We start from the raw sequence: 25,724 nt of genomic DNA, 5'->3' as shown, positions 1-25,724 counted from the left end.
TTGTGCCCTACAAAAGTGAGAATGCCCGCGCCACCACGCGCGAGCATCATCTTTTTCACCGATTATTCTTCCCTAGCTACTCGGCGCGGCTGGCATACGGCGCACGGGCCGGAAGGTTAGGTCGCGCATTGTCTTGGGCGGCACCGGCATCGCTGGTCTCGCGGTCCGAGTTGCGGTCTCCGGCATCGCCACCATTGCTGGTGCGCTGCTGTCCCTGTGGCACGGCATTGAGGGAATCCGACATCCCCTCAGTGTCCTTTGGGTCGCTAGAAGCCTGGCCCGGGCGGATTGGTTCACCGTTGACATCAATGAGCTTCTCGGTATCCGGGGTGCCTTCGCGCTTGTCGACGATCTTTCCATCGCCGCCAACTTCCGCAATGCCCGGCTGCTTAGGAATAGCCATTCCCATCTCGTCCGCGCGGCGCGCAATATCAGCAGAAGAGCTGAGATTCTCCGCATCGCGGTTGAGGGTCTCAATCTGGTTATCCAGTTGGGAATCCTGCACGGTCAGCTGCTGGATGGCAAAGGTTTGCTTGGTGGACAGACCAGACAGCCACATGGCCAAGGCCACACCGACGATAAGCAGCGTGAGGGAAATGACGCCCAAACGGGTAAGGAGCCCGTTCTTCTTCGACTGCGGCTGCAGCTGACGGCCACGGAAGCTCACTACCTGCTTCGAGCCTAGGCGCTTCGTGCTGCGGTGCGGCACGCGAGTGCGGCTCGGAGCACGCTTAGTGCTGGGACGCTCGCGCAGCGCCGTCGGGGCTCCGGTATCGATTCCGGTGGTGAAGTCTCGGCTGGCGCCCATGGTGCGAGTGGCCTCTCTGTCGCGGCTGTCAGTCTTTAGGTGGTTGCGGCGTGGGATGGTGCTCATTGCCTGCCTCCCGGCGGTAGAAATTCTGGCATTCCCTCGAGTCTTTCGATGGCACGAACACGCACCGACGCGGCTCGCGAATTTTCCACGATTTCCTCTTCAGAGGCCTTTTCCGCCCCGCGCGTAACGATCTTGAACTTTGGCGCGGTGCCTGGCAGTTCCATCGGCAACCCAGCCGGCGTCTTGGAAGTGGTCAGTTCTTTGAAGACTGCTTTAACGATGCGGTCTTCCAAAGATTGGTAGCTCATGAATACGGCACGGCCGCCTTCCGAAAGTGCTTGGGTTATAACCGGCAGGACATTTTCAATAGCTTCCAACTCGCGATTGACCTCAACCCGCAGCGCCTGGAAGGTGCGCTTGGCGGGGTGTCCTCCGGTACGGCGGGTCGCAGCGGGAATGACATCATAAAGTAGCTCAACGAGCCGCGCGGAGTTGACGAAAGGCTCCTTGTCGCGCTCTTTCAACACGGCGGAGGCAATTTTTCCAGCGAAGCGCTCATCGCCATAGGTCTTGAGGACCCGCGCTAAGTCACCGTGCGAATAGGTATTGAGTACATCCGCCGCAGTAATCCCCTGCGAAGGATCCATGCGCATATCCAGCGGCGCATCCGCTTTATAAGCGAATCCGCGGTCTGCCTGGTCTAGCTGCATTGAGGAAACACCAAGGTCAAAAAGGGCGCCGGCAATGCCTACAGAGCGAGCCGAATCAAAGATATCGCCCTCCCCTTCCGCGATGGCGCTGCCTAGCTCATCGAATCGTGCATTAACGCCGACGAAGCGATCGCCGTAGGGCGCAAGACGTTCGGATGCATTGCGCAGCGCCTGCTTATCGCGGTCAACGCCTATGACTCGAGCCTCGGGGAAAGATTCCAGGAAGTAGCGAGTGTGGCCACCGGCGCCCAAGGTGGCGTCGACAAGCACTGCCTTATCCCCCGCCGCTTCTACCTGGGGGCGCAGGAGATCAGCCATGCGCTCGCGCATGACCGGCACGTGGCCGTGGTTTTCGGCCACATCATAATTTAGGTCTTTGGTAGCCATGTCTCCCCGCAACCCCCTTTCTCAAATTCCCTGACTTCCAGTGGTGGAAAGCATGCGAGTGCGTATAGGGCCCTGTCCGAGGCAGGTTTCTGATATCGGGGAAGTACACCAGAATCATCCGCCTCGGACAGAGTCCTTACACGCACTCTTGTGCAGGCTTAGAGCAAGCCTGCCAGTACGTCATCGGCATCTGCTGCCGAATAAGCATCTTCAGTTTGCGACTGGTACTCAGCCCACGCGGCTGCGTCCCAAATTTCGAGAAAGTCCACAGAGCCAACCACAACGCACTCCTTAGACAAGTTGGCATATTCCCGATGCCCCGCAGACAACGTAATGCGCCCATGCCCATCCGGCCGCTGTTCGTCCGCACTTGCTGCCAAGTTACGAATGAAAGCTCGTGCTTCTGGGTTGGTTCGAGAAACCGCCGCAGCCTTCCGTGCGCGTGCCGCAAATTCCTCCCGCGGGTACACGGCCAGCGAGTGGTCCTGCCCCTTGGTGACCATGAGGCCACCCGCGAGTTCATCGCGAAACTTTGCCGGAAGCGTAAGACGTCCCTTGTCATCGAGCTTCGGAGTGTAGGTTCCGAGAAACATCCCGGCGTCCACCTTCCTTACTCGAAAACTCCGGATTCTCTTACTTCAGAATCGAGGCCCTTGAGCCCCTCTTTCCTCCGCTGCGCCCCACTCTACCCCACTTTCCCCCACCTAACCCACTTAAAGCGGCGTGTCCCCCGGATTACTCTCGATTACCTGCAGCTAGATAATGGTTTTTCCAGTGGGAAGAAATCCCACAAAAGGCCTTGACAGCCTGCCGCAACCACCCCTTTGACCCCACCTGCAACACCAACATAATGAGCCCCACTCCACACACCGACCCCATATGCTGTGTTATCGAGGACTTTTAGCTAAGTCCATGGGGCAACCACCCCACCATTGCCCACCCAGCGCCTCATCCGTGGGGCAAAGTGGGGAATTTTGGCGCGGCACAAAAATCCCCGGTTGACCCTTACTGGGCCAACCGGGGCAAACTAAATTAAAAAGCGCTAACGCTCCTCAAAGCGGCGACGGAAGTTTTCCTCCAACTTGCCGCTGACTCCACCACTGCGGGAGGCGGACTTCTTTGCACGAGCGCCGGAATAATGACCCTGGGCAGAATGCCCAGATCCGTCTCCGCGCAACATCCACACGCCGGCGGCAAACATCACCAAAAAGCCCGCGATAGAAAGCACGATAAACCACAGGCTTTGCTGCGCGAGAGCAACACCGCCGACAAGCATGCAAAGGCCAACGACAACGAGCGCTACACCTCGGAGGGTTACCGCACCGCCAGATCCGCCGAACGACGCAGGCTCAGAAACGGAAGCGCCAAACTTAGGATCGTCAGCAAGTAACGATTCCTCAATTTCACGGAGCGTGCGTTGCTCCTGCTCGGAAAGGGACACTGTTCCTCCAACTAGGGATTGAGCTTCGGGCGGTAATAGTTCTATCTATATTAACGCCCAGAATAATCAGTATGTTCCCCAAAAGGTAGTGAGCGCCCCCACGGAGTGACTACGCAGCAAAAGAGCCGAAAGTAGTCCCCGCCTCACTTTCATCCAAAAATTGTGCGGCATGCTGCATGAGGCCATAAACATATTCCTCGCTCGGCGCTTCATCCAGCCCCGAAGACACGCGCGCACGAGTCCGCGAATATCCCTTAAAGGATTCAGCCCACCGCTTGTCTTCCACACCGACGAGCGCTAAACGATCCCATGCACTGGAGGGAAGGCGGCGGCGCCGAGCCACTACAGATGCAGCTACTCGTGCGCCAGCAGTACGTAGAGCCGATTGGTACGCCACCTCTAAGGCTTGATCGAATCGCCCCTCAGCCGCATAACCGCGCGCGGCGTCCAATAATTCTCGTGCCTGAAAGAGGAACCGTGCCCGCTTGCCGCCTTCTCGCCCAAGAGAACGGGTACGCGTTGCCGAAATAATCTGTGCCATTGTCTTTGCCCTTAACTAAATAAATAACATCGTTGAACTGCCCCCGACCCTAAGCAAGCCGCCAGACATTCCACCCTTGATAATAGTTCACGTGTTCGATTTGATCAACGTTGATTGCAGGCCACAACTTAACTGCAGCCCGCTTGTTCGATTCCCTATTGCGACTTTCGAAGAACGGAGTAAGCCTCGCTTTCCCTCCGCTACAGACATCTGGTGTCATAGGAAGTGTGAGCTTTGAAATTCGCCGCCTAACCCCGCCGGAATTCTCCCTGCTAGCCCCGCAGTTGGTGGAAATCTACATCGAGGCAATGCACTACAATCCCGCGATCTTGCATAGCCGCATCTCAAGCTGGCGAAATGACGTGACCCGCCCCGGATTCAGCGCGCAGATTGTCACCCATGACAATGGCATCGTCGGCGTGGCCTATGGGTTCTTAGGCTCCCCAGATAGCTGGTGGGACGCTGAGCTTCGCCGGGGGCTCCGACTACAAGACGGGCCCACCGAAGAGCAATGGGACATCGTGCGCAACTACTTTGAGTTGGCAGAGATTCACGTCTTGCCGCAGTACCAGGGGCACGGCCTAGGCAGAAAACTATTAGAGGGATTGCTATGGAATGCCCCGGCGCGCTACGCACTGTTGTCCACGCCCGAGGTACCGAACGAGGATAACGGTGCCTTCCGCCTTTATAGAGCCGCCGGCTTCTTCGATGTCCTCCGTGATCATCTCTACCCCGCCGATTCCCGCCCCTTTGCCATATTGGGCGCGAGCCTGCCGCTGTAAACCTCTGTTATTTCTTGCGCAACCTAGCCGGTATCGTGTGGGGTGTGACTATGCAGAATATTCCTGAGCTTGCGGACATCCCCGGTGCGGTGCGCGAGGAACTCGCCACCTTTCTCGATCAACGCCGAGAGCAGGTGGCCGCAATTGGCGCCCCTGTAACAAAGGCCGTGAGCTTTTTGGAATCCTTCGTGCTTGACGGCGGCAAGCGAGTGCGACCTACCTATGCCTGGGCGGGCTACCTTGCCGCAGGTCGAGGAGAAGAAGATCCCGCGGCTATGCTCCGCACGGCCGCCTCTTTGGAATTTATCCAGGCCTGCGCCCTTATCCACGATGACATTATCGATGCTTCCAATACCCGTCGCGGCAATCCTACGGTCCACCGGGGCGTCGAAAAGCTGCACCGCGAATCGGAATACTTGGGAGATCCAGAGTTCTTCGGCACCTCCGTAGCGATCTTGGTAGGCGATTTAGCGCTGGTGTACGCAGAGGACATGTTCCAAGATTCCGGCCTTAGTGCAGCCGCTTTGCACCGTGCTCGCAGCCCGTGGCGCGGCATGCGCACTGAGGTTATCGGTGGACAGCTCTTGGATATCTCTTTGGAGGCGGCAGGTTCCGAATCAGTAGAGCTTGCCAATTCCGTCAACCGCTATAAGACGGCCGCTTATACCATTGAACGCCCGCTGCACTTGGGCGCCGCCATTGCCGGTGCAAGCGAGGAACTTATCGCAGCCTTCCGCGGCTATGGGCACGATATTGGCATTGCCTACCAGTTGCGCGACGATCAGCTGGGTGTTTTTGGCGATCCCGCGGTAACCGGCAAACCTGCCGGTGATGACCTGCGCGAAGGCAAGCGAACCGAACTGTTAGCGCTAGCGCTCCAGCGCGCGGATGAGTCTGATCCACAAGCTGCTGCTACCTTGCGCAAGCTCATTGGCCACACCTCAGATCCCCAAGAGCTATCGCGTTTGGCCCAGATCATCGCTGATTCGGGCGCACCAGAAGAGATTGAGCGCCGCATCGATGCCCTAACGCAGTCGGGCCTGCAGCACCTGCGCGCTGCACAGGTGGATCCCACGGTCACCGAAACCCTAGAGCAGTTGGCTATCAAGGCCACTGCTCGCCGCAAGTAGGTTGTGCCGTGGCAAAGACGTACTCTTTTCCCATTCCACGCGCGCTGCCGCTGGGGATATCTGCCTCCTGCATTTTGCTGCTCGCGTCCTTTTCTGGCGGCGCCACCCGCAACCGTGGAGGACTCCTCGAAGCATTAAATATTGGCTTCTTGTCCTATGGGCACGGGCGCAATCTCGGCCTCGCGCTGTACTGGGTGGGTATTTTCCTCTTAGCCGCAGCGTGGGTGCTTGCTGGGCGCACCATCATTCGCCCACAGCTCAAAAATCCTCTCCCCGAGGGCGGCTTGCGCGACATCCAGCGCATCCTCATCGCCTGGGTAGCTCCCCTTTTATTAGCCGGGCCATTGGCCTCACGCGATGTGTATTCCTACCTCATGCAAGGTGCTATGGTTCGCGATGGCTTCGATCCGTATACCGAAGGTGCCGCCGTTAACCCCGGACCCTTCCTCCTTGAGGTATCACAAGATTGGCGCAATACCACCACACCTTATGGTCCCCTCCACCTGTGGATAGGAGAACTGGTCACCAGCCTGGTAGGAGATAACGTCACGGCAGGCGTGGTGATCTATAAGGTTCTTTCTCTGCTCGGGTTTATTGCCATCGCCTGGTCAATCCCCCGCATCGCCCGCAAACTCGGCGCGGATCCTGCGGTAGCACTGTGGCTTGGTGTAGCTAATCCAGTTATTATCGTGCACCTTATCGGCGGCATGCATAATGAGTCACTCATGGTGGGGCTCGTGTCTATCGGCCTGCTAGCGGCATTGCATAAGCGCTTCCACGCCGCCCTCATCCTCGTGGGCACGGCCGTGGCTATGAAGGCAACTGCGGTTATTGCGGCACCGTTTATCGTATGGATGATGCCCCACCACTACGCTCCCAAGGGCTCCAGTAAGTGGCGACAACTTGCTGTCTTTGTGCTATCTGGCATCGCCGCACTGGCAGAAATCATCGCCGCAGTAGCCCTCATCACGTGGGTTTCCGGCACGTCATGGGGCTGGCTATCGCAGGTAAGCGGCAATTCCAAGGTGATTAACCCGCTGGCAGGTCCCACCTTGGCCACCGATATTATCTTCCCAGCGGTACAAATATTTATGCCGGATGCGTCCTATAACGCCATCCTGGCCGTCCTGCGCAGCATCGCCATGGCCTGCATGCTCATTGGGCTGGTGACAGTGTGGTGGCTTTGCCGCAAGGACAACCGCGACGCTGTTATGGGCACCGCGGCCGCATACCAAGTTGCCTTCGTTTTCAATGCCGTGACCCTACCGTGGTACTACGCCTCTATCTTTACCCTGATGGGCACCTTCCGGCCGCCGCTCTGGCTCATCAAATTCACCACCGGCGTGGCCCTGTTTATCGGCGTCTCGTTCTCTGGCGATGGCAATCACCAGCTCTACAACTGGTTCTGGGTCATCGGCATGATTGTGGTGGCATGGTTTGCCACCCAATGGATCTTTGAAGACGTGCCTAAAAAGCGGCAGCCTGCGCGCGCCGAATAACCTCGCGGGCAAGGTGACCGTGCAAAGCATCGATCGGGCGGCCCGGCAGCGAGTCGTCCTCGGTAAAGAGATGCTTGAAGATTTCGTCGTCCTTATAGCCGCCGTCTGTCAACACGGTAATTGTCGCAGTTACATGCTTGGCAATGACGCCCTTGTCGTTGAAGAAGGCTAGCGGCACGCGCTTTCCTTCTGGGGAATCCCACGCAATGAACTTTCGGTCCTGCAGCAGGTCATAAGCGCGGGTGATGGGCAGGTCTAGCTTTTCTGCCACCTGCTGCATGCTGAGCAGTTCTTCGTTAGCGAGCAAGGAATCGAGGGATTTTTCTTGGTTAGTCACGTTCTCTACTTTAACGCGGGCTAGATGATCAGCCATACTGGGAAGCATGACTAGGTTGGAAATTGGTGACGTTCTGGAGAATCGTTACCGGATCGATCGCCCCATTGCCCGCGGTGGCATGTCTACCGTCTATCGCTGCGTGGACATGCGGCTGGGGCGAGCGGTCGCGGCCAAGGTCATGGACGAGCGCTATTCCGATGACCCGGTCTTTATTAAGCGTTTTTCTCGCGAGGCTCGCGCCATGGCCCGCCTGCAGCATCCCAATCTCGTAGCTATTCACGATTTTTCCGCCGACGGCGAGCCTATCTATCTCATCATGGAGCTCATCGATGGCGGTACGCTGCGCGAGCTATTGGCTGAGGGTGGCCCCTTTCCGGTGCAGGCGGCCGCCTCTACCCTGCGTAATGTTCTGCGCGGCTTGGAAGAGGTGCACTCGACCGGGCTTATCCACCGCGACATCAAGCCCGATAATGTGCTTATTACATCCCATCACCGGGTAAAGGTGGGCGATTTTGGGCTGGTGCGTGCCACCAATGCCGAGGCTACCTCGGACATGATCGTGGGCACCGTATCCTACCTCGCGCCGGAGCAGGTCACGGGCGAAGAAATTACACCGGCCTCAGATGTCTATTCAGCCGGCATTGTTCTCTTCGAGCTTCTTACCGGCACCGTTCCTTTCTCGGGAGATACTCCCCTAGCGCATGCCACGGCCCGCTTGGATTCCGACGTCCCCGCGCCGTCCTCGCGGATTTCTGGGGTGCCCAAGCTTGTCGACGCCCTCGTGGCCACCGCCACCGCCCGCGATCCTCGCGAGCGCTTCGCCGACGCCGGAGAATTCCTCGAGGCGCTCGATGATGTTTGCCGGGAGCTCGATCTCCCAGACGTGACCATCCCAGTGCCAAGGAACGCTGCCGCGGCGCGCACGGCACAAGCACCCACGGATTTTTCGGGCACTGGGGCCACGGAAATTTTCGAACCCACCCGCAGCATTCCGCAGGGCGAAACGGAGCATCTCGACGGCGGCCCGACTGAAGTCATCCCGCCGCAGCGCCTAAGCTTTGAGACGAAACTGGATTTACCAAAGGCCGGGGCCGCTCCTGAACCGGAGCCGCAACCATTGTCACGCCCCCAGGCACAGCCGTATTCCGCGTCCGAGCCCCCACTCGAACCATTTGCGCCGGCAGCTGCCTCTGCGCCTGCACCGGTACCTGCTCCAGTCCCCGAGCAGCCGGTCCAGAGCGCGCATGAAGAACCCGCCGAGCGTCCGCTGACCAACCGCAATCCGCTGTCACTAGTGCTGTACTTAGTAGTGGTCGCGATTGCGGTGGGCGCAGTGGCTATCGGCGGGTGGTGGTTCGGCTCCTCGCTCTACGGCACGACGCCGCACCTGTGGATTTAGTTACGTAGCATCTCCGCGATAAGGAAGGACAGCTCGAGCGACTGCTGCGTATTCAGGCGCGGGTCCACGGCAGACTCGTAGCGGCCTGGCAGATCCACGTCGGTAATGTCCTCGGCGCCGCCCAAGCACTCGGTGACGTCTTCGCCGGTGAACTCAAGGTGTACGCCACCCGGGTGGGTGCCCAGTTCGCGGTGAACCTCGAAGAAGCCTTGGACCTCGTCCACAATCTTGTCAAAGTGGCGAGTCTTGTAGCCATTAGAAGCGGTGAAGGTATTACCGTGCATCGGATCGGACTGCCATACCACCTTGTGACCGGAGTCTTCCACCGCCTTGATAATGGCAGGCAGAACCGTGCGCACCTTATCGTGGCCCATGCGCGAGATCATGGTCAGGCGCCCCGGCTCGCGATTCGGGTCCAGCCTTTCCGCGTACTCCACGGCCTGCTCCGGGGTGACGCCCGGCCCCAGCTTGATGCCCACTGGGTTACCAATCATCGCCGCAAAGTTCACGTGGAAATCTTCGATGCCACGAGTGCGCTCACCAATCCATACCTGGTGTGCAGAGAGATCGTAGAGCTTGGTATCGCCGTTATTGTCCTGGCCCAAGCGCAGCATGGAGCGCTCATAGTCCTTCAGCAAAGCCTCGTGCGAGCAGTAGATATCGGCCGAGCGCAGGGTGTCATCATGCACGCCGCAGGCATTCATGAAGTTCAGTCCGTTTTCAATCTCCCGGGCCAAGTCCTGGTAGCGGGCACCAGCGCGGGAATTGCGCACGAACTCGCGGTTCCACTCATGCAGGCGGTAGAGATCCGCAGTGCCGGAAGAGGTCAAAGAACGCACGAGGTTCATTGCCGCCGAAGAGTTCGCGTAAGCGCGGATCATGCGGGCCGGGTCGTGGCGACGAGCCTCTTCGGTCGGCTCCACGGCGTTGACAATGTCACCGCGGTAGTTCAGCAAACCATTGGAGTCCGTATCGGAAGAACGTGGCTTGGCGTACTGGCCAGCGATGCGGCCGAGTTTAACCACGGGAACGGATGCGCCGTAGGTCAACACCACGGCCATCTGCAGCAGCGTTTTCACATTGCCACGGATATGCGGCTCAGTGTTGGACTCAAAGGTTTCCGCACAATCGCCGCCCTGCAGCAAAAAGGCGTTACCCAAGGCAACGTCTGCCAGCTTCTTCTTGAGCGCCTCGATCTCGGGGGCAACCACGATGGGCGGCACGGACTCGAGAATCTTGCGCACGTTATCGGCCTGGGAAGTATCCCAGCTGGGCTGCTGCTTTGCGTCACGCTTGATGACGTCCTGGAAGACCTCGTCGATGCCGGCGGGCAATGGCGGGAGGTCTGGGAGAACGCCTTGCGGAATATCTACTGTCCAACTCACACTGCTATTTAACCATCAAGCGCCTATCGCGCGTTAGTTAAATTCTAGATATTAATTCTATTGCCCTTAGACAGCGGAAGTACCTGGGCGCAGGCACGGAACTTGGCGAGGTTATGGCGGGCGTCGACAAGCGCATCGTGATTGCCCTTAGGCACAGCCGGCAGGCTGGGACGCCCCGCAAACTCCCAGTACTGCTTCAGCTCGCGGGTATAGCGTGGCATGCGCTTAGGTAGTCCGGCCATATCGCCCCACAGCTGCGCCAAAACCACATGATCATAAGCGCCCACCCACGCCCACAGCTCTACCGGAGTTGAGCTCTGGGTCAGAAACTCGAAGACCTCAGCGCGAATGGTCTCCAAAGGCTTCCACACTGGGTCCCGCGGGCTGGGCAGCTTGGCCAATACATTGTCTTTGACCCAAGAATTGGCCTTGGACGGATCGAAATCCGTAGACACGGCGTAGTATTCGCTGCCATTCTCACCGACGATGCCGATGGAGACCAATTCAATGGTTTGTCCATCTTCGATAAATTCGGTGTCATAGAAGTAGCGCACGTCTCCCAAGCCTACTGCTGCCTTGTCTGCCGCGATAAATTGGCCCCTTAAAGAGACGGTTGTAGACTTCTGGCGTGAAGAAATCTTTGTGGTTTACTGCTTTGCCCTTGTGCCTCTCTGCCCTCGTGGCCCTCTGGTGGCTCATTGATATCCCGGAGCTTTTCTCCGGCCGTTTTTCCACGTATTACCACATTGACCTCGATGTTTACCGCGAAGGCGGGGCCGGCTTTGGCAGCGACCTCTACGCCAAGGACTACCTCGTTGGCAGCAATCGCGATGTCTCTCTTCCCTTCACCTATCCACCCTTTGCGGCGCTGCTTTTTGCCCCGCTGAGCTGGATTCCCCTCACCGCCGCGAGCATCCTCGTATCTGTCGCCTCCTTTCTTGCCCTGTGGGTCTGCGTTGCCCTGGTCCTGCGCTCTCTTGGCTGCCCGGGATGGGAAGGCTGGGCGTTTCTAGCGGCGATGCTTACTGAACCGATTACGGAGACCTTTAGCTTCGGGCAGGTCAATATCCTGCTTACCGCACTCGTTGTGGTCGATATTCTCTGGCTGCGCCCTGGACGCGGCAGGGGCGTGCTTACCGGTATCGCTATGGCGATCAAGCTCACCCCTGCGGTATTCCTTGCCGTATTTTTCGTCCGCCGCGAATGGCGCGCATTTTTCAGCGCCCTCGGTTCCTTTCTGGCAGCAGGGCTCATCGCCTTCGCCTGCAATCCACATAGCTCCATCCAGTACTGGAGCGAAACACTGCGCGATTCCAACCGCATCGGTGGACTTGCCTATAGCTCCAACCAATCTCTGCGCGGTTTCTTTAGCCGCCTAGCCCCCGACCACGCTGAAAAGCTGTGGCTTGTGGCCGTCGTCCTCGTCGTTGCCATCGTGTGGTTTGCCATGGAGCGCCTCTCCCACGAGAACCAGGCGGTACTCATGCTGCTGGCCGCTTCAGTATCGCTCCTGTGCTCGCCCGTGTCATGGTCACACCACTTCACCTGGCTAGTGTTGGCGGGTGTGCTGCTAGTGGCGCAGCGCTACTGGGCGCTCGCTGCGCTGACGTGGCTCGCGCTTTTGGCCCGCGGACATTGGCTTGTCCCCCATGCCAATGACCAAGAGCTGAACTGGGAATGGTGGCAGCATATTGTGGGCAATGACTACGCCATTGTTACTGCGCTGCTGGTTCTTTGCTCGCTACCATTGGCTCTACGACGGGCCGGCGCTTATCAATCCGCGGCGGAACCAGCGTCCAGCCAAGGATAGGCACCTTCCCGAGCGCCCAAAGCGCTACCGATGCCGCAGCGGAGTAGAAGAAACACATTCCGATCCAGGACCAGGTATTTTCCATCGGCCACTGGCCAGCAAGGCTCACCACATAGTCGCGGTGGGCCATGAAGAAGCCGTACCCCAGCGTCATGCCGATCGGGTGGGCCAAGTAAATGGGCAGGGTATGCCGGCCCACGAACTTTACAAAAGTAGACAGCGCCGGAACATGACTAATAAGGACAGCACCGACGATGCCCGCTGGGGTTTCAAGCGTCTGCTCCGCAAAGCGGATCAGCAGGTCTAGATCGCCTCGGCCAAGAATATCCCCGCCTGGCAGTGGCCACTGCACCGCTACCTCGCCTTCGACGGCATTCCAGGTGTGCCGGATGGTAAGTCCCGCGATGTAGCTGATGATTGCCGCACCATATGCCCACATAGAGGCCTTGCGGAAGGTGCCTTTGAAGGGTGCTTCGGCGGCGTCGGCAAACCGCGTAATAGGCCCGCGCAAATAGGCCGCACCGACGAAGATGGGCAAGAACATGATTGCCTTGCCAATAAAGTAGTAATGATGCTGCCACGCTATAAACAGCAGCGGCGCAAAGCTCAGGCCAATGCCTGCCCACGCGGGCAACTTGCGTACGGCCCACAAAAATATATTGAAAAAGATAAGCGCGTGAATGAACCACGCCATGGTATGGCCTAGCAGCAGGTTATAGAGCAGATCCGTAAGCTGCAGATAGGGATCACCAAATACCCAGTGGTACTCGATGCGCTTAGTCCACAGCTCAACGGTCATCCACACCGTGTATGGGACGAGGAAAAACCAGAGGCGGCGCGTAAAAAGCTCGCTGAAAGAATAGCGAAAAATCTTGGTAGAGAAATAGCCGGATACGAGGAAAAACAAGGGTAGGCGGAGCGGGTCCAGCCACACGTTTAGGTCAGCCAACCACGTTAGCTCACCTTCCGGAACCACCAGCGTGACGTGCAAGAGCACGACGCCGATAATGGATACGCCTTTAGCGGTATCTGGCCAAGCTAAACGGGCCTTGGGAATAGTGATTACCTCCCCTTGTATTCAGCACCGGCGGGGTAACCATGGCCGGCTTTGAGCGAAGCCTTCACATCGGAGGCGTACACATCAACATAAGGCTTATCGCTCAGCTCGGCCAAATTGCGCATCATAAAGTCAGTGAAGGCGCGAATAGTCTCGTGCTCGGCCGGATTCATGCCGCGCTCCTTGGCCCAGTCATGCGGCCAGATAGGATCACCTACCCGCACGCCGACCTTAAACGGGCGCGGGATCCACGATCCAATGGGATTGGCCTTACGCGAATTGATCATCGCGATGGGAAATACTGGCTGGTTAGTCTCCATGGCGATGCGCCCCATGCCGGTACGGCCCTTGTACACACGGCCATCTGGGGAACGAGTTCCTTCCGGATAGATACCGAAGAGATCGCCGCGGGACAAAATACCTTCTGCGGTTTCCACAATGGCGTCGCCAGCGTCCTCGCTATCGCGCTCGATGGGGACTTGGCCTACCGAGGTAAAGAACCACTTTTGCAGGCTACCAACAAGACCCGGAGTGGTGAAGTATTCCGACTTAGCCGGAAACGTGATCTGGCGCGGACACATCAAAGGAAAGAAAAAGGAATCCATAACCGCCTGGTGATTCGACACCAAAATCGCAGGCCCTTCAGCGGGGATTTTCTCGATGCCCTCGCTCCACGGTCGATTCCATACTTGCAGGGCGGGTCCGAAGAAGATGTGCTTAAAAGCCCAGTACCACTTGTTTTTCATCGCCAGATCGTCCTTTGTTAGTTTTAACGGCCGCTGCGGGCCAAATCGGCTACGCCAATCATACCCGCTGCCGACCCTAATTCTGCGGTGGCAACACGTGCGAGGGGGCGATGCCCTGCCCCGACAATATCCTGTCCCATGGCTTGGGCAGCGCCCTCGAGGTAGAGGTCCGCATCTTGGGATACGCCGCCGCCGAGCACGATGAGCTCCGGATCCAAAACATCAGCAACAATGGATAGGCCCTGGCCCAGCCACCGGCTGAAGTCTTCCATTACCGCTACGGCAAGCGGATCTCCACGGCGCGCCGCTTGGGTAATTTCCTTACCGGTGGGCTCAGCCGGCAGCGAGGTTTCATAGCTCCCACGCAAATCGGCGCAGGTATCCGGCAACGCGGTGCCGGAGGCATAGCGTTCCAAGCAGCCGCGCTTGCCGCAGGAGCACTGCCGACCATTAGGGACTACCACGATATGCCCAAATTCTGGGGCGGTGCCAAACGCGCCGCGGTAGATGGTGTCATGCGTCATCAGCGTGGCGCCGATACCTGTTCCTACCGCAAAGAAAACCCAATCCTCCGCTCCGCGGCCAGCACCAAAGCACCACTCACCCCACGCGGCGGAATTTGCATCATGCTCCAACCGCACGTGCATACCGAGCTTCTGCGAGAGTGATTCCCGCACTTTGGCGTGCCGCCAGGGAAGGTGCGGGGCGAAGCGCACTACCTCGCACGTAGGATCCAAAAATCCCGCCAAGGCGAGGCCAACGGCGTCCACCTCATAGTCAGCGCGCAGCTCATCGACGATGCCCACAATGTCCGCTTCCAGCTGCTCTGCGTCCATGGAAGTAGGAACCGTGCGGCTCGCGAGAATCTCACCCTCCCGAGTGATCACTCCGCCGCGCACGTTGGTGCCACCGACGTCGAAGCCGATAGTCAGATCGGCGGAGTTGTTCTTAAGCATGCATAACAGAATATACCGACAACCGGGTTAGGGTCACATCAAGACATCAGCTGCCGCAATCGCTGCCCCATTATCCGCCACGTCCAATTCTCTTCCACATGGCGACGCCCCGCCTGCCCCATGCGAAGCCTACGCTGCGGGTCAGCCAAGAGAGCTTTCAACGCTCCAGCTAGTTCCGGCACAGATCCGCCCTTGACGACGACCCCCGTTTCCCCCGTCACCGTCTCCGGTGCACCACCGGAGTCTCCAGCGACAACCGGCAGGCCGCACGCTTGCGCCTCCAAATAGACGATTCCCAAGCCCTCGACGTCAAGCCCTCCGCCGCGAGTGCGGGCCGGCATGGCAAAAACATCCGCTGCATGCAATGCAGTCTCAATGCTTTCTGCTTCTTGGATCACTGCGTCCGGGCAGTACATTTCCGCCAGTTGCTCTAGGGCCGCGCGATAGCGTCCGCGGCCTATGAGCAGTAGCTGTGCATCTGGGAATTCCTCGCGCACTAAAGGCATAGCGCGGAGCAGCTGGTCTTGACCCTTGCGCGGGACAAACCGTGAAATGCAGACGATGGTCGGCCCTGCAACCCCGAACTCTGCCTTCGCCGCTGCGCGGTTCTCTGGCGTGGCTGGAGAAAGGCCTTCCACGCTCACTCCGGAAGGCAGGTGCTCCCAGCGCGGATTCGGTCCAAATGGTCGACGCAACCGACGCAGGGTGTAGTCAGAAATATAGGTAATCACGTCAGCATTGTCACCAATGCGGCGCAGGCACTGCCGAGCAACGGGCACCATTGACCACCCCACTTCGTGCCCGTGCGTCGTAGCTACCACACAGGTCGCCCCCGCCTCCTTTGCGGCCTTGCCCATCAAAGCAAGGGGCGCGGCTGCACCAAACCATACGATGTCAATATTTTCTGCGCGGATGATCTCCTGCATCCGACGCACCGTGGCGGGCGTCGGCAACATCACGCGGCGAGGCCAGCGGATGACCTTGTAGTCCACCCCAGCATCGAATTCCGCCGGCGATTCCTGGGTTGAGGCGAAGACCACGACATCGCGCGGATCTAAGGTCGCTACGAAATCGCGCAGGTAAGACTGAATCCCGCCAATCTTGGGCGGGAAGTCATTGGTTACCAGCAGAACGCGGGCCACTTAGTACCGCGCCGTTCCGGTAATCGGCATGGACTTCAGCGGTACTACCTGAACAGGCACGCCATAGGTAGAGGCATGGACCACCTGACCATTACCGATGTACATGCCCACGTGAGTTACTCCCGGGTAATAGCCCACGATATCGCCCGGCTGTAGGTCTTCCAGCGGTACCGATGTGCCACCGGCAATCTGAGCTTGGGACGTACGCGGAATGGACTTGCCAATCTGCTGATACGCCCAGAACATCAATCCAGAGCAGTCGAACTGATCGGGGCCAGCCGCACCCCAGCCATATGGAGCGCCCAGCTTCGACAACGCTGCGGAAGCAGCGCCGTCTGCGACCTCGCCCAAATCCATATCCGGCTTATCAGATCCGCCGAACTGGCCTTCCCAGGCCTCGCGCTGCTGCTCATCGAGAGCGTCCACCTGCTTCTCGATGTCCTTTTGCTGCTTTTCCAGCTCCTCTTTCTCCTTGAGGAGCTCTTCACGCTGCTCTTCCAGCGCCTTCTTTTCCTCGCGCACCTTCGCGGCGGCGTCGGCAGCCTTATGCTTTTCCTCCTCCGCCATGGAAGCGGCATTAGCCTTTGCATCAAGAGTGCGCTGGGCCTTGCGGGAAAGCGCGCCGAGGTAGCCCATGCGCTCTACGGCATCGGAGGGATCTTCTGCAGCCAAGGCACCAGACACTGCCGAACGGGAATCACCACGGTAGCGCGACTGCGCAATGCCATCGACACGGTCCTGCTGGGTGGAAACATCGCCCTTCGCATCGTCCGCACGCGTTTGTGCCTCAGCGGCGGCCTGCTCAGATTCAGCAACCTCAGCCTGCTTTTCCTCGAGCTTGACCTCGAGCTCTTTTACTTCTTCATTCTTGGCAGAAACCTTGCGCGCAACTTCGCCAACGCGCTCTACCAAGGCGTCCACATCTTCGGTGACGCTCTCCTGTTGTGGAGCCGCCTCCTGCGCAACAACCTGCGAAATCCCAGAAACCGACGAAACAGCAAGAGCCGCCACAAGTGCAGCTGCAGGAAGTACTCGTTTAGACACGTAAGGACCCTTAGACTAAGAAAATTTTAAAAATCGTACTAACTATAGCGGGTTTTACCCCCTAATGCACGACAAAGCCCTCCCCGCGAAGGGGAGGGCAAGATCCGCTGCTTCCTAGAAGCGAACTGCGGAGTGAATCGGCATGTAGTTCAGGTCGCGCTCCTGAACCGGGACGCCGGAGTTAAGGGCGTCGATGATGGTGCCGTGGCCGGTGTAAATACCAACGTGGGAAGCACCACCGTAGTAAGCGATGATGTCACCCGGCTGCAGCTGATCCAGGGATACCGGGGTACCGGCGGCAGCCTGTGCCTGAGAGGTACGCGGGATCTGCTTGCCAGCCTGAGCGTATGCCCAGCTGGTCAGACCGGAGCAGTCAAAGGCGTTCGGGCCAGCGGCGCCGTATACGTACGGGGAGCCGATGACGGAGCGTGCTGCAGCCAGTGCCTTCTGGCCAACGGTCTGCTGTGCCGGAGCGGCCTGCTTGTGGCCAGCTGCTGCGTAGTTGGTGTTCTGCTGGTTAGAAACCTTGCCCAGGGACGGAACGTAGCGGTCAATGTTCGGAACCTGGTCAATGTTCGGGACGTTTTCCAGACCTGCTACCTCAAAGCGGTAGTCAGTATTAGGTACGACGACCTCTGCTGCCTGTGCGACGCCCGGTGCGACGACGGCGGCGGTTGCAGCCAGTGCTGCAGTAGATGCGATGCGACGGGTGTTCTTCATGCCCTGACGACGGTGCTGTGCCATGAGTAAAACTCCAAATCTTCCTGCGCGCCTACTCCCCTTGTAAAGGAAGCTCTGACCCTGGGGGACTAGCGTTCGTTGGGAATCCGTTCCTTTAGGATTTCCTCCACTCGGCCCCTCAGTAGGAGGGGCCAGATGCGGCGCTGTAATTCTTCTGTTTAGATTGAGCACCTTTTCGGGCGGTAACTCAATGTCTCGAATAGGTTACGAAATCATCACAAGCAATGTCCATTCGCGACACCAAAATAACGTTTGTTATCGCTTCGTTACCTTCTGTTGACCTTGTCGAGATTTAACCTCCACATCGACGCTAGTTCCCACCAGAACTTGATGCTTTAAGGTCACAAGCTGCACAAACGACAGAGGATGGCAGACACCCCACCAAGAAATACCCTTACTAAGAAAACGATTAACAATTAAGAGAAATCTAAATTGTGACTTTCAGCACTAAGACATTTTGGCAGCCCCTTCTTCCCCACCAATTGACTCCTCTACCGCACGCCTAGAGCCTAGTTTTCATCGCAACTGCGCCCCGCTTTGCCGCTTTTCCTTGCGGTGCTTCTAGCTAAACCGCTTTCCGACGCCCATTAAGGCGCTCAATCTCCGAGCGCAGCGTGTCTCAAGCCAATAGCCTTTCGGCATTCACACCTACCTGAGCCCACGCACTAGGCTCCTAAGGCTGTAAATCACGAGAGAACCACTAACCACCGACAATTCGCGCACCAGAACACGTACTAAACCGACTTCACAACAAGCTTCAGCAGCAGTTCTTCAAATGCTTCAAGACTCATAAAGACTCACAGAAGCGCAACAGCCCCCTTCAAAAACTCTTGTTGCAGCTAGGAGAATAAGGACTGGGTTCGGAATTGATCTTTACATACGCAAGACCCGCCCTTGCTCCTTCAACAGGAGCAAGGGCGGGTCTGTGAGCGCGTTTCGAGTAATCCTCAGGAAAAGCGGTTAGATGCGGCCGTTTTCCTCGTCTTCACGGCGGTTAGCCTCGTTAAGGCGGCGGAACATCTCCGCTTCCTCGTCGTGGTTATCCGAGTGGATTTCGTGTACTCGGTGCATGAGGGCCGAATCATCAGGGCTGAAAGTGCCCTGGGTCTCGGAGTCAGCGAGTCCGAGGTGGTTCAGCTGCTTCGGCACCTGAGCACCTGCGTACTCGAGCGGAACCGGGTGTCCATCGGCATCAACCGGGCCGAGCGGCTGGTGAACCTCGATGAAGGCACCATTCGGCATCTGCTTGATAACGCCGGTTTCAATACCGTGCTCCAGCACCTCGCGGTCAGAGCGCTGCAGACCAACACAAATGCGGTAGGTCATGAAGTACGCAATCGGAGGCAGCACGATGAGACCGATACGACCAACCCAGGTCATAGCGTTCAGCGAAATCTGGAAGAAGTTTGCCACGTGGTCGTTACCACCGGACAGCGTAACCAGCAGGAAGAACACGATGGCAACCGCACCAATAGCGGAGCGGGTAGGAACATCGCGCGGACGCTGCAGCAGGTTGTGGTGTGCATCGTCACCGGTGAACTTCTTCTCCAAGAACGGGTACGCCATCAGCAGGACGACCATGAGGCCACACAGCAGGGCTACCCAGAACGCGGAAGGAATGGTGTAGTTGCCGATGTAGAGCTCCCATGCCGGCATGACACGAGCGACACCGTCAGTCCACAGCATGTAGATATCTGGCTGGGAACCAGCAGAAACCTGGGATGGGTTATAAGGTCCAAGCGTCCAGATTGCGTTGATGGTCAGCAGACCAGACATCAGCGCCAGTACGCCAGCAACCATCATGCCCATGCCGATAGCCTTAGTAGCGAAGACCGGCATAATGCGCACACCAACCACGTTGTTCTCTGCACGGCCTGGTCCAGGGAACTGGGTGTGCTTCTGGAACCAAACCATAATCAGGTGGGCTGCAATCAAGCCAAGGATGATGCCCGGAATAACCAGAACGTGCAGGATGTAGAAACGATCCAGCATCAGGTCAGACGGGAAGTCACCGCTAAAGATTGCCCAGTGCAGCCAGGTGCCGATAATCGGCAGGCCCAGGATGATGGCGGACATGATTCGCAGACCAACACCGGAAAGCAGGTCGTCCGGCAGGGAGTAACCAAGGAAGCCCTCGATCATGCCCAGCAGGATAAGTGCGCAACCGATAATCCAGTTTGCTTCACGCGGACGACGGAACGCACCGGTGAAGAAGATGCGCAGCATGTGCGCAACCATGGACATCATGAACAGCAGAGCTGCCCAGTGGTGCATCTGGCGTACGAACAGGCCACCACGAACTTCGAAGGAGATATCCAGCGCGGTGGCGTATGCGCGGGACATTTCTACACCATTAAGCGGTGCGTAGGTGCCGTCGTAAATGACCTTGGTGATGGAAGGGTCGAAGAACAGCGCCAGGTAGATACCGGTCAGTACAAGAATGATGAAGCTGTATAGCGCCATCTCACCGAGCATGAAGGACCAGTGGGTCGGAAAGACCTTGTTCAGCTGAGTCCTCAGCACGCCGGCGGCGCTATAGCGCTCATCCATGTTGTTGCCCATTTGGGCGAGTTTATTGCTCATTATGACTTACGCTCCCAGAATGCCGGGCCGACAGGCTCAATGAAGTTGCCCTGTGCAACGAGGTAGCCCTCGTCGTCCACCGTGATAGGCAGCTGTGGCAATGCGCGGGCAGCCGGGCCGAAGACCGGCTTTCCGTAGTGCAAAGCGTCGAACTGCGATTGGTGGCACGGGCACAGGATTCGGTTGGTCTGAGCCTCATACAGAGAGGTCGGGCAACCGATGTGGGTACAGATCTTGGAGTAGGCGTAGTAGTCGCCGTGGTGGAAGTCTTCCTGACCTTCGCGCTCGATTGCCTTCTGGGCGTCGTTGTGACGCAGGCGAATCAGCATGACCGCGTTGCGGTTGCCGTGAATCGAGTGCATGTGGTGCTCGTAGACATCGCGCTCGGCATCGTACTTGTCGCCATCGTTGACGTCTTCTTCTGCCAGCGGGAAGACGGTCTCCATGCCGCCTGCTGCCAGATCCTCCGGGCGCACACGGACCAAGCGGGTAACACCCTTGGTGCTGTAGTGCTCACCGGTTTCGCCAGAATGCTTCTCGGCGATAGTGCCGGTGTCGCGCGCCAGGTAAAGCTTGACGCCTTCATTGTGCAGGGTCCAACCGGAAGTCCACAGGGTGCCGTCGCCGGCATAGTTCATATTGTGGCGAACCTTCCAGGGGTTCTTGATTGCGCCGCCAAGCGGAGCAATCACGGTTAGACCGAACAGAACGCCGGCGCCGCCCAGCAGACCTTGGACGGTCTTGCGGCGACCCAGAGTCGAGGTCTTCCAAGAATCGTTCAGAAGGGCGGTCAGGGTACGGCGATCAACCTCTTCGGAAGGACCGTCGTGACGACGCTGAACGGAGATCTCCTCGGGGAGAATCTTCTTTACGTACTGAACGATGGCGATGCCCAAGCCGCAAATTGCGAGGGCAGCAGTAATTCCCAGCAGCGGGGTGTAGAGAGTGTGCCAAATATGGCCCTCCTCCCCTAGCTGCTTGTACTGCCACGGCCAGAACAGGTAAACGCCAAGGAATCCGAGGCCGCCGATGACGGACAGGAACAACCAGATAGCAACGTTACGTCCAGCGCGCTTTTCAGCTGGGTCACCTTCGACTGGGAAACGCTCCTTGCGGAACGCAACGGTGACGTCATCGAGCTCGGTACCAAGAGCAGCGAGTTCATCGTTGCTCATCTTGTCGAGCTCAGCGTTAGTGTAATTCTTCTTCACATTGCTCATGAGCGCGATCCAATCCACATAGCGGCAGCGCACAGGGCGCTAATACCGATAATCCACATTGCCAGGCCTTCCGCTACTGGGCCGAGACCACCAAGGTCCCAACCTGCTGGGGAAGGAGTTTCCTTTGCAGACTTGAGGTAGGCAATGATGTCCTTCTTCTCATCTGCGGTCAGCTGGCGGTCAGAGAACTTAGGCATGTTCTGCGGGCCGGTCAGCATTGCCTGGTAGATTTCCTGCTCGCTTGCCGGAGCCAGCTCCGGAGCGAACTTACCGGAGGACAGAGCGCCGCCCTGGCCGGTGAAGTTGTGGCAGGAAGCGCAGTTCATGCGGAAGAGCTCGGAGCCCTTCGCTACGTCTTCTGCCTGGATTTCGCCATTGTAGTTAGCACCACGCAGCGATTCCTGAGCAACACTTCCGTCGTCGTTGTAGACAATGTCTGCGCCGCCACCGTTGGCTGCAACATATGCAGCAAGAGCCAGAGTCTGCTGCTCGGTGTAGCGAGGAGCCTTGCGCTCTGCTTGGGCGTCGTTAGACATCATCGGCATACGGCCGGAGTGCACCTGGAAGTACACGGAACCAGCACCGATACCGACGAGGGACGGACCGCGACCTTCGATGCCCTGCAGATTGGCACCGTGGCAGGTGATACAAGCGGTGTCATAGATGTCCTTACCCTCTTGGACGAGGGCTTGGTCATCTTTTTCCGCCGTGGCGACCTGTGCGTCCGGGGTCAAGGCAGAAGCCAAGACGCCCGCACCGGACAGGCCAATCGCCAAAGCGAAGCCACCGGCAAGGGTGCGCTTCGCCTTGCGGCGACGGCGGGTCTTCTTAGCCGCCGCAGTGGTCTGCTCCACTGCCACGGACTGCGAATTGTTATCCATCATTTTCCTTTAGATAACTCGAACACGGGAGGACTGATTGGGGATTGTGGCCAGTGCTACTGGACCAAGTAAATAACGGTGAAAACGCCGATCCACACAACGTCAACGAAGTGCCAGTAGTAGGACACTGCCATTGCTGCGGTCGCCTGTGCCGGCGTGAACTTGGACTTAGCAACGCGCGCGAGAATGATTGCAAAAGAAATCAGACCCGCGGTCACGTGCGCAGCGTGGAAGCCGGTGATGATGTAGAACACCGAACCGAAGACGCTGGACTGCACAGTCACACCTGCGTGAATCAACTCGGTCCACTCAAACGCCATGATGCCCAGGAACACAACGCCCAGTACCAGCGTTACGGTGTACCAGAGTCGAAGCTTGTAAACGTCACCCCTTTCTGCGGCAAACACGCCGAACTGCGAGGTCACAGAAGAAGAAATCAGCACTGCCGTAATGAGGAAACCCATGGGCAGGTTGATATGGGCGGTGTGCTCCGCCCAATCGCCTTCCTGACCGTTTGCTCGCGAGGTAAACCACATCGCGAACAGTCCGGCAAAGAACATCAATTCCTGAGACAGGAACACGATAGTGCCGACACTGACCATATTGGGTCGGTTCAGTGAGGCAGCACGTGGTGCTGTCATACCTTGGTTAGAAACTACGCTCGTCACAGTGGCTATTATGGCCGTTCCGGGCGCTGAAGTCACCTCGATTCCCCCCGCTTTCTCCATTCTTTTTTGATGCTTCGTCCAGCAAAAGGCCAGCAAGTCAGAGTCAAAAACTTTATTTTTCCAAACGGGAACTTTTCGCCCCGCTTTCCGACGTCCCATTGATGCAGGTGACACCACACGTCGGGCCCTACCCTGAAATTCCGAAGCACCCCGGCCACCCGACGCCTCCACTTATCGATGCACCAGTCCGTGTACCCGCCCCCGTTGCCTGGAGAGATAAATCACACTCCACGAGCTCCCTAAACGCCCCGCTTTACAACTTTCGAACGACCCCCGCAAAAATCGGCTCCTACGTGCCAGAATGCAGAAGAAGTGCCATCGCGAACATGCAGCAAGATCAGCCACTCCTCCCCCACCGGTAAAACTTTTGAAACTCTCGGGAACTTTCTTGCGTCGCGAACGACGCTGGATCGCCAAAGCCCTCCTAGCCATAGTGACTAGGAGGGCGGAGAAGTTTTAGGCAGGGATTCCTTTACATCGAGGAATTAGTGCTTTTCCTTCGGCAGGCCGTACTGGAGGGACAGGCCGGTGCAGGCCGCGATGAGGCAGACAGCGCCGAGGGCAATCAGCCAGAAGTAGAGGAAGATGATTCCCAAGCCAAGAAGGCCAATGGCGCCAGTCATAGCCAGCGGCCAGATGGAGCCTGGGGAGAAGAAGCCAAGGATGCCAGCGGCATCTTCAGTTTCTGCCTCTTCCCAATCCTCTGGCAGGACGTCACTGCGGTCATCAGTGAAGTGAAGGTAAGCACCCAGCATCATGCACAGCAGGAAGGCAAGGAACATGCCCACGATGCCAACCCACTCGGCACCGTAGAGGTAGCCATCGTCCTTAACGAAGGTGACGCCGAAGATGTAGACAATCAGCGAGACAAGAAGGTACGTCGCGATTGAGTAAAAGACTTTCGATGTTGCACGCATTGTGTTGTGTCCTTATCTCTTATGCCGCGGTGTTTACGTAGTTGTCGCCCTTAGCGGTGTCACGCTCGCCGGAGAACGGGTGGGTGGTTACCGCATATGGGTCCTGGCCGATTTCTTCCAGGGCTTCCGCGTTGGTGGCCTCTGGGTTGTCCTCTCGGAACTTCAGGTAGGTATTGAAGTCCTCCGGAGAGACAACGCGGATTTCAAAGTTCATCATCGAGTGGTAGGTACCGCACATCTCGGCACAACGGCCAACGAATGCGCCCTGCTTCTCAATCTTTTCCACCTGGAAGCTACGCTCCTGAGCGTTTGCCTCTGGGTGTGCGTAGACGTCGCGCTTGAACAAGAACTCCGGTACCCAGAATGCGTGGGACACGTCGCCGGAAGCGAGGCGGAACTCAATCGCAGTATCGGAAGGAAGAACCAGAACCGGAACCTCTTCGGTGGTACCGACGGTCTCAATCTTGTTGTAGTTCAGGTAGGAAAGGTCGCCCATGGACTTGCCGTGGATTGGGTTCGGGTTGTCCACACCCTCAGGGTCGTGAGCAGTCTTCTCTGCCTCAGCCTGACGCTCCTTGTCGGCGCCGTCGTAGTTCTCACCATTGACATGGTTCTCGGCGTAACCAAACTTCCAGTTCCACTGGAACGCGGTGACGTCGACGACAACCTTTGGATCCTTATCCAAGGCGGTGACCTTCTGCTGAGTCTGAACGGTAAAGAAGAACAGGCCCATGATGATGAGGATAGGGACGATGGTCAGAACCATCTCCAGTGGAACGTTGTACTGGATCTGGCGCGGGAACTCGCCCTTGCCATCCTTCTTTGCCTTCTTCGCGCTCCAGCGGAAGATTGCAGTGAGGAACAGGCCCCACATAATAAAACCAACGATCCATGCGGCAACCCAGACCCAAATCCAGAAGTTGTACATGGCCTCCGCCTCAGGGGTAATGCCCTTCGGCCAACCGAATCCCAGGAGGTTCTCTACAGCAGTTGGCGCCTGAACGTCACAACCTGCCAGAGCGAGTCCACCCAGGGCAAGTGCGCCAGCTACGCCCGCCTTACGGGCAAAGGTGCGCTTATTACGCTGTCCCACGTGTGTTCTGCCTTTCTGTCCACACAAAACTTCTCGAATACTCACAGAGCACTCTTACCCAATCAGAATAGAGGATAATTGCCAGATTCCCAGCCTGTTTAAAGGCATAAAAGGGCACCTAGTGCACTCATTTCATATTCTCCTTCAGGTAGGTTACCGCCCCACCTGCACAATGTTCCAACCGCACCCCCAGCAGCCACAGAATCCGTGTGCGCCAATTCACAGGGATCCGGCGGAACCATCATCCGAAAGTTCGCACCCCTATCGGGGAAGCTAATTCCAAGGCGGTCGGCAGGTTTCCTTAAGCCGTGGCGTGTTCTGGTTTCACGCCCTCTGGCCGTAAAGTGGGTGACTAGCAATAGACGCTTATATATAAGGAGC

General features: G+C 57.8%; 25 protein-coding genes. 5 read left to right on the top strand and 20 right to left on the bottom strand.

The features are described from left to right. Window positions 1-76 precede the first annotated feature (76 nt). The 5 genes from MHX61_RS06315 to MHX61_RS06295 all read right to left on the bottom strand — a co-directional run bounded on the left by MHX61_RS06315 (window position 77) and on the right by MHX61_RS06295 (window position 3,893). A complete protein-coding gene (locus tag MHX61_RS06315; RefSeq protein WP_239193616.1) occupies window positions 77-874 on the bottom strand; it encodes a hypothetical protein in 798 nt (265 codons plus the stop codon). Continuing rightward, the gene (gene rsmH / locus MHX61_RS06310) at window positions 871-1,911 is read right to left on the bottom strand and encodes a 16S rRNA (cytosine(1402)-N(4))-methyltransferase RsmH (protein WP_239193614.1); all 1,041 of its coding nucleotides are present in this window, start codon (window positions 1,909-1,911) and stop codon (window positions 871-873) included. Before rsmH ends, MHX61_RS06315 begins: the two co-directional genes overlap by 4 nt. A gap of 158 nt (window positions 1,912-2,069) precedes the next feature. Next, the gene (gene mraZ / locus MHX61_RS06305; RefSeq protein WP_005324499.1) at window positions 2,070-2,504 is read right to left on the bottom strand and encodes a division/cell wall cluster transcriptional repressor MraZ; all 435 of its coding nucleotides are present in this window, start codon (window positions 2,502-2,504) and stop codon (window positions 2,070-2,072) included. Window positions 2,505-2,953: 449 nt separating this feature from the next. Next, window positions 2,954-3,352: a DUF3040 domain-containing protein gene (locus MHX61_RS06300; protein WP_239193612.1), complete on the bottom strand. Its 399-nt coding sequence runs from the start codon at window positions 3,350-3,352 to the stop codon at window positions 2,954-2,956. A gap of 109 nt (window positions 3,353-3,461) precedes the next feature. Further along, the gene (locus MHX61_RS06295) at window positions 3,462-3,893 is read right to left on the bottom strand and encodes an SAV_6107 family HEPN domain-containing protein (protein ID WP_204608338.1); all 432 of its coding nucleotides are present in this window, start codon (window positions 3,891-3,893) and stop codon (window positions 3,462-3,464) included. A 227-nt stretch (window positions 3,894-4,120) separates the two neighbouring features. On the opposite strand from MHX61_RS06295, the gene MHX61_RS06290 reads away from it, so the two are divergent. Genes MHX61_RS06290 through MHX61_RS06280 form a run of 3 tightly spaced genes read left to right on the top strand, consistent with a single transcriptional unit; the run spans window position 4,121 to window position 7,304 of the window. Continuing rightward, complete coding sequence (locus MHX61_RS06290; RefSeq protein WP_239193610.1) at window positions 4,121-4,675, top strand: GNAT family N-acetyltransferase; 555 nt, start codon at window positions 4,121-4,123, stop codon at window positions 4,673-4,675. Window positions 4,676-4,725: 50 nt separating this feature from the next. Beyond that, window positions 4,726-5,805: a polyprenyl synthetase family protein gene (locus MHX61_RS06285; protein ID WP_239193625.1), complete on the top strand. Its 1,080-nt coding sequence runs from the start codon at window positions 4,726-4,728 to the stop codon at window positions 5,803-5,805. An 8-nt stretch (window positions 5,806-5,813) separates the two neighbouring features. Next, window positions 5,814-7,304, top strand: coding sequence for an alpha-(1->6)-mannopyranosyltransferase A (locus MHX61_RS06280; RefSeq protein WP_239193608.1), 1,491 nt, complete (start codon window positions 5,814-5,816; stop codon window positions 7,302-7,304). On the opposite strand, the gene MHX61_RS06275 is transcribed toward MHX61_RS06280, so the two are convergent. Then, on the bottom strand, window positions 7,273-7,677 hold the full coding sequence (locus MHX61_RS06275) for an Rv2175c family DNA-binding protein (protein ID WP_239193606.1): 405 nt from the start codon (window positions 7,675-7,677) through the stop codon (window positions 7,273-7,275). The genes MHX61_RS06280 and MHX61_RS06275 overlap by 32 nt on opposite strands. 10 nt (window positions 7,678-7,687) lie before the next feature. On the opposite strand from MHX61_RS06275, the gene MHX61_RS06270 reads away from it, so the two are divergent. Beyond that, complete coding sequence (locus MHX61_RS06270; protein ID WP_239193604.1) at window positions 7,688-9,040, top strand: protein kinase; 1,353 nt, start codon at window positions 7,688-7,690, stop codon at window positions 9,038-9,040. Here the strand turns inward: MHX61_RS06270 and MHX61_RS06265 are convergent. Both MHX61_RS06265 and MHX61_RS06260 read right to left on the bottom strand, forming a co-directional pair. After that, complete coding sequence (locus MHX61_RS06265; protein ID WP_239193602.1) at window positions 9,037-10,425, bottom strand: class II 3-deoxy-7-phosphoheptulonate synthase; 1,389 nt, start codon at window positions 10,423-10,425, stop codon at window positions 9,037-9,039. The genes MHX61_RS06270 and MHX61_RS06265 overlap by 4 nt on opposite strands. Window positions 10,426-10,469: 44 nt before the next feature. Then, window positions 10,470-10,979 (bottom strand): polyadenylate-specific 3'-exoribonuclease AS, encoded by a 510-nt coding sequence (locus tag MHX61_RS06260; protein ID WP_204611416.1) that lies wholly within the window; start codon window positions 10,977-10,979, stop codon window positions 10,470-10,472. Window positions 10,980-11,053: 74 nt separating this feature from the next. Between MHX61_RS06260 and MHX61_RS06255 the strand changes: the two genes are divergently transcribed. After that, window positions 11,054-12,235 carry a glycosyltransferase family 87 protein gene (locus tag MHX61_RS06255; protein ID WP_239193600.1) on the top strand — a complete coding sequence of 394 codons (1,182 nt, stop codon included), beginning with the start codon at window positions 11,054-11,056 and terminating at the stop codon, window positions 12,233-12,235. Here MHX61_RS06255 and MHX61_RS06250 read toward each other — a convergent pair. The 12 genes from MHX61_RS06250 to MHX61_RS06195 all read right to left on the bottom strand — a co-directional run bounded on the left by MHX61_RS06250 (window position 12,141) and on the right by MHX61_RS06195 (window position 25,343). Beyond that, window positions 12,141-13,232, bottom strand: a complete 1,092-nt coding sequence (locus tag MHX61_RS06250; protein WP_239193598.1) for a hypothetical protein — start codon at window positions 13,230-13,232, stop codon at window positions 12,141-12,143. The genes MHX61_RS06255 and MHX61_RS06250 overlap by 95 nt on opposite strands. A 65-nt stretch (window positions 13,233-13,297) precedes the next feature. Continuing rightward, a complete protein-coding gene (locus tag MHX61_RS06245; protein WP_239193596.1) occupies window positions 13,298-14,038 on the bottom strand; it encodes a 1-acyl-sn-glycerol-3-phosphate acyltransferase in 741 nt (246 codons plus the stop codon). A 23-nt stretch (window positions 14,039-14,061) separates the two neighbouring features. Continuing rightward, entirely contained in the window at window positions 14,062-14,994 is a 933-nt protein-coding gene (locus MHX61_RS06240) for an ROK family protein (RefSeq protein ID WP_239193594.1), read from the bottom strand. 38 nt (window positions 14,995-15,032) lie between these two features. Beyond that, on the bottom strand, window positions 15,033-16,136 hold the full coding sequence (locus MHX61_RS06235; protein ID WP_239193592.1) for a glycosyltransferase family 4 protein: 1,104 nt from the start codon (window positions 16,134-16,136) through the stop codon (window positions 15,033-15,035). Beyond that, window positions 16,137-17,180 carry an NlpC/P60 family protein gene (locus MHX61_RS06230; protein ID WP_239193590.1) on the bottom strand — a complete coding sequence of 348 codons (1,044 nt, stop codon included), beginning with the start codon at window positions 17,178-17,180 and terminating at the stop codon, window positions 16,137-16,139. A gap of 114 nt (window positions 17,181-17,294) precedes the next feature. After that, window positions 17,295-17,924, bottom strand: a complete 630-nt coding sequence (locus MHX61_RS06225) for a C40 family peptidase (RefSeq protein WP_204608313.1) — start codon at window positions 17,922-17,924, stop codon at window positions 17,295-17,297. Between the two features lie 957 nt (window positions 17,925-18,881). Beyond that, window positions 18,882-20,504: a cytochrome bc complex cytochrome b subunit gene (locus MHX61_RS06220; RefSeq protein WP_239193588.1), complete on the bottom strand. Its 1,623-nt coding sequence runs from the start codon at window positions 20,502-20,504 to the stop codon at window positions 18,882-18,884. After that, a complete protein-coding gene (locus MHX61_RS06215) occupies window positions 20,504-21,724 on the bottom strand; it encodes a ubiquinol-cytochrome c reductase iron-sulfur subunit (protein ID WP_239193586.1) in 1,221 nt (406 codons plus the stop codon). The genes MHX61_RS06220 and MHX61_RS06215 overlap by 1 nt, the downstream gene beginning before the upstream one ends. Beyond that, window positions 21,721-22,608, bottom strand: a complete 888-nt coding sequence (locus MHX61_RS06210; RefSeq protein ID WP_005324465.1) for a c-type cytochrome — start codon at window positions 22,606-22,608, stop codon at window positions 21,721-21,723. The genes MHX61_RS06215 and MHX61_RS06210 overlap by 4 nt, the downstream gene beginning before the upstream one ends. 53 nt (window positions 22,609-22,661) lie before the next feature. Further along, window positions 22,662-23,246, bottom strand: a complete 585-nt coding sequence (locus tag MHX61_RS06205) for a heme-copper oxidase subunit III (RefSeq protein ID WP_179386734.1) — start codon at window positions 23,244-23,246, stop codon at window positions 22,662-22,664. A 572-nt stretch (window positions 23,247-23,818) separates the two neighbouring features. Continuing rightward, window positions 23,819-24,250 (bottom strand): cytochrome c oxidase subunit 4, encoded by a 432-nt coding sequence (locus MHX61_RS06200; RefSeq protein WP_005328946.1) that lies wholly within the window; start codon window positions 24,248-24,250, stop codon window positions 23,819-23,821. A gap of 19 nt (window positions 24,251-24,269) precedes the next feature. Continuing rightward, window positions 24,270-25,343 carry a cytochrome c oxidase subunit II gene (locus tag MHX61_RS06195; protein ID WP_005324460.1) on the bottom strand — a complete coding sequence of 358 codons (1,074 nt, stop codon included), beginning with the start codon at window positions 25,341-25,343 and terminating at the stop codon, window positions 24,270-24,272. Between the last annotated feature and the right edge of the window lie 381 nt (window positions 25,344-25,724).

Origin of the sequence: Corynebacterium sp. ACRPF (genome assembly GCF_022347395.1) — a bacterium.
Classification (GTDB): Bacteria; Actinomycetota; Actinomycetes; order Mycobacteriales; family Mycobacteriaceae; genus Corynebacterium; species Corynebacterium tuberculostearicum_D.
This window is presented reverse-complemented; position numbering and strand designations above follow the sequence as displayed.